Origin of the sequence: Streptococcus sobrinus DSM 20742 = ATCC 33478, from assembly GCF_000686605.1 — a bacterium.
In the GTDB taxonomy this organism is placed as follows: domain Bacteria; phylum Bacillota; class Bacilli; order Lactobacillales; family Streptococcaceae; genus Streptococcus; species Streptococcus sobrinus.
The window spans coordinates 1-3,131 of sequence record NZ_JMLC01000048.1; the positions used below are offsets into that span (position 1 = coordinate 1).

The following is a 3,131-nucleotide window of genomic DNA, read 5'->3' on the forward strand; positions in this document are numbered from 1 at the left end:
AAAGACACCTCCTAAGTCTATTATAACTCCGGAGGTGGACTCTTTTTTATGAATCTATTATCTGAAAACGTTATTTTCTTCATGCGTTTGTCGTGCGCTTTCATAAAAAATATTTGAAACCTTTTTTCTTTCCGAAAAAGGCTAGGAGGTCGCTGGTGTCGATAAATTCCTCCTGGAATTCAGCAATCTCATCAAAGCTATAGTCAGCCTCATCAGCTAGGTGATTCCAGGCAAAGCCATAGACATCCTGGATGGAGATGCCCCATTCATCGGTTTCTTCATCATACTGCCAACCTAGGAAACGTTCTCTAGGTTTGAAAACGAGGATCACCTTTTGGTAATCGTAATCCCACTGCTGACCTAGGAATTGCTGACACATAAAATGGTCGCTGGCCTTTTCCCCATTAAACCAAGGAATTTCATGCCGATCCAGATAGGCAATCATCTGCCAAAACTGCTCTTGAAATCTCAAGGGCAAGTCCCGCTGGAAGGACAGACTAAAGGTCTGCTCCTCTTTTAATAAATCTTCAATACTTGTCACTGCTTACTCCTTTAGTAGCCTAATTGCTCCAAAATGCCAGCAAAGTCTTGGCTGATAGCCTCTAGACTGGTTTCAAGCTCCTGACGGGTTTGATTGTTCTTGACAATGACCTGACCTGACTCAAGCTCGCTTTCTCCAAGGGTGATGACGGTCTTGGCCTTGAAGGCATCGGCCGACTTGAACTGGGCCTTAATCTTGCGACCAAGATAGTCTCGTTCAGCCTTGAAGCCTTGTGCTCGCAGGGCTTGCACTAGTTCCAGAGCCTTGCCATTAGCACTCTGGCCGAGAACTGCTATATAAACATCGAGGCTTTCTGCAACAGGCAAATAGATACCCTGCTTGTCCAAAATCAAGAGCAGGCGTTCCAGACCCAGACCAAAGCCAAAACCAGGGGTCTCAGGGCCATCAAAATAATCAACCAAGCCATCATAACGACCACCGGCACAGATGGTTAAATCTGAATTGCCCACCTTGGCCATAAATTCAAAAATAGTGTGGTTATAGTAGTCCAGACCACGCACCATATTGGTGTCAATAAGATAAGGAATGGCCAAACTTTCCAGCATCTGCCGAACGGCGTCAAAGTGGGTCTGACTTTCCTCATCCAGATAATCCAAGATGGAAGGAGCCTTTTCCACCGCCGCCTGGTCTTCTTTTTCCTTGGAATCCAAGACCCGCAGGGGACTTTCTTCCAAGCGACGTTGGCTATCCTTGGATAGACTGTCCTTGAGCGGTGTCAAGTAATCAATCAGGGCCTGACGGTAGGCCAAACGGCTAGCGGTATTCCCCAGACTATTGAGGTGGAGGGTGACATCCTTGATACCCAGCTCATGGAAAAGTTGGTAGGCCATAGCGATGGTTTCCACATCGGTGGCAGGATTGCTGGAGCCAAAGCACTCAACCCCTACCTGGTGAAACTCCCGCAGACGACCAGCCTGGGGCCGTTCGTAACGAAACATAGAGCCGATATAGTACATCTTGACCGGCTTTTGCACCTCAGGAGCAAAGAGCTTATTTTCCACAAAAGAGCGAACAACTGGAGCCGTCCCTTCTGGTCGCAGGGTGATGTGGCGGTCGCCTTTGTCGTGAAAATCATACATTTCCTTGGTGACAATGTCCGTCGTATCGCCAACCGAGCGACTGATAACCTCGTAGTGCTCAAACATAGGTGTGCGGATTTCCCCATAGTTGTATTTTTTGAAGGTTTCACGTGCAACATTTTCCACATACTGCCACTTGGCACTCTCAGCCGGCAGAATATCCTGGGTTCCCTTGGGTTTTTGAAGTTTCATTATGATACATAAAGGTCGTAAAATTCTGCAGAGAAAGGGCCATCATCGAAAAGTAGTATTTCCCAATGATTTATCTTTCCTCTAAGAATGTATATAGTGGGCTTGGGCTAACTCACCAACGACCTCTTTTCCTTTCTAGACAGATAAAATCTCTTTAATTTTACCATTTTTCAGGCTATTTTTAAAAGCCTTGATAAAATTTTTTGAGAATGCTTGTCAAGTAACTTTACTTTACAAAAAAGTTATGCTATTATACTAAAGTTGATGCAAATCAAGACATTATTTAAACATAATTGGAGGAAATATCATGGCAGTACCTGCACGTCATACGTCAAAATCTAAGAAGAATAAACGTCGTACGCACTACAAATTGACAGCTCCAACTGTTAAATTTGACGAAACAACTGGAGATTACTCACGTTCTCACCGTGTATCCCTCAAGGGTTACTACAAAGGACGTAAAATCGCCAAAGCTAAAGCTGCAGAATAATAGAAGGGAGATACCATGCGCGTCAATATCACACTTGAACACAAAGAATCTGGTGAACGCTTGTACCTTACTTCAAAAAACAAACGTAACACACCAGACCGTCTTCAATTGAAGAAATATTCACCAAAACTTCGCAAACACGTTGTGTTTACTGAGGTTAAATAGTGGGTCATTACGTTTCAGTAGAAACGAAAAAACCTTGATTTAACGCGATTCTTGAATTTTCAAATTTCATAGTATTGCAATAAAAATCAACCGAATGACTACATTTTTGACTACATTTTTTGTGAAATAAATTAGATGTTCGGATATATAGAAAACGCTCTAGTCATATTGTCTAGAGCGTTTTTGTGTTGTTTTGAAAATTAGATGTTTGTTTTTAGATAACTACACATTTCAGATTTTTTAAAGCAAGATTTAATTGTTGATAAGTAGAAAGGATTATTATGTTTACAAAAAATAAATTTCAATACTGTATTTACGATCATGAGAGACTAGAACTTCATGAGCTACAAAAGGAATATCAAAAGGATAAAGCTGGGACAAAACTTAAGTATGAAAACCAATTATTTTGTCCTGGTTGTTACGATGTGGATTTAGTGATAAACGAGAAAAAAGGGAAAATCTATTTATCAAGCCATCCTAAATCACCTCATGCTAAAGAGTGCGAATATGCTTTGGAATCTGCTTCAAAATCGAAGTTAAAAGAATACGCCCCGTTGTAAAATGAGGTGCAACAAAAAAAGACAAGCTTATCTGATATACTAAAGTTGCGAAACAAAGTATAAGGAAAGAGATAAGCATGTCC

At 41.6% G+C, this 3,131-nt stretch carries 5 protein-coding genes; 3 read left to right on the forward strand and 2 right to left on the reverse strand.

Annotation, left to right across the window (positions count from 1 at the left end):
• Positions 1–100: 100 nt before the first annotated feature.
• On the reverse strand, positions 101–541 hold the full coding sequence (locus BS63_RS0110215) for a hypothetical protein (protein ID WP_002963327.1): 441 nt from the start codon (positions 539–541) through the stop codon (positions 101–103).
• A gap of 11 nt (positions 542–552) precedes the next feature.
• The gene (hisS, locus tag BS63_RS0110220) at positions 553–1,833 is read right to left on the reverse strand and encodes a histidine--tRNA ligase (protein ID WP_002963326.1); all 1,281 of its coding nucleotides are present in this window, start codon (positions 1,831–1,833) and stop codon (positions 553–555) included.
• 307 nt (positions 1,834–2,140) lie between these two features.
• On the opposite strand from hisS, the gene rpmF reads away from it, so the two are divergent.
• From rpmF to BS63_RS0110235, 3 genes are all read left to right on the forward strand, one after another.
• Positions 2,141–2,323 (forward strand): 50S ribosomal protein L32, encoded by a 183-nt coding sequence (gene rpmF / locus BS63_RS0110225; protein WP_002963325.1) that lies wholly within the window; start codon positions 2,141–2,143, stop codon positions 2,321–2,323.
• Positions 2,324–2,338: 15 nt separating this feature from the next.
• Positions 2,339–2,488, forward strand: a complete 150-nt coding sequence (gene rpmG, locus BS63_RS0110230; RefSeq protein WP_001265622.1) for a 50S ribosomal protein L33 — start codon at positions 2,339–2,341, stop codon at positions 2,486–2,488.
• 281 nt (positions 2,489–2,769) lie between these two features.
• Entirely contained in the window at positions 2,770–3,048 is a 279-nt protein-coding gene (locus BS63_RS0110235) for a hypothetical protein (RefSeq protein WP_002963324.1), read from the forward strand.
• The last annotated feature ends 83 nt before the right edge of the window (positions 3,049–3,131 follow it).

Coding starts and splice junctions, on each gene's coding strand:
- hisS (WP_002963326.1), bottom strand. CDS start 1,833: ATGAAACTTCAAAAACCCAAGGGAACCCAGGATATTCTGCCGGCTGAG.
- rpmF (WP_002963325.1), top strand. CDS start 2,141: ATGGCAGTACCTGCACGTCATACGTCAAAATCTAAGAAGAATAAACGT.
- rpmG (WP_001265622.1), top strand. CDS start 2,339: ATGCGCGTCAATATCACACTTGAACACAAAGAATCTGGTGAACGCTTG.
- BS63_RS0110235 (WP_002963324.1), top strand. CDS start 2,770: ATGTTTACAAAAAATAAATTTCAATACTGTATTTACGATCATGAGAGA.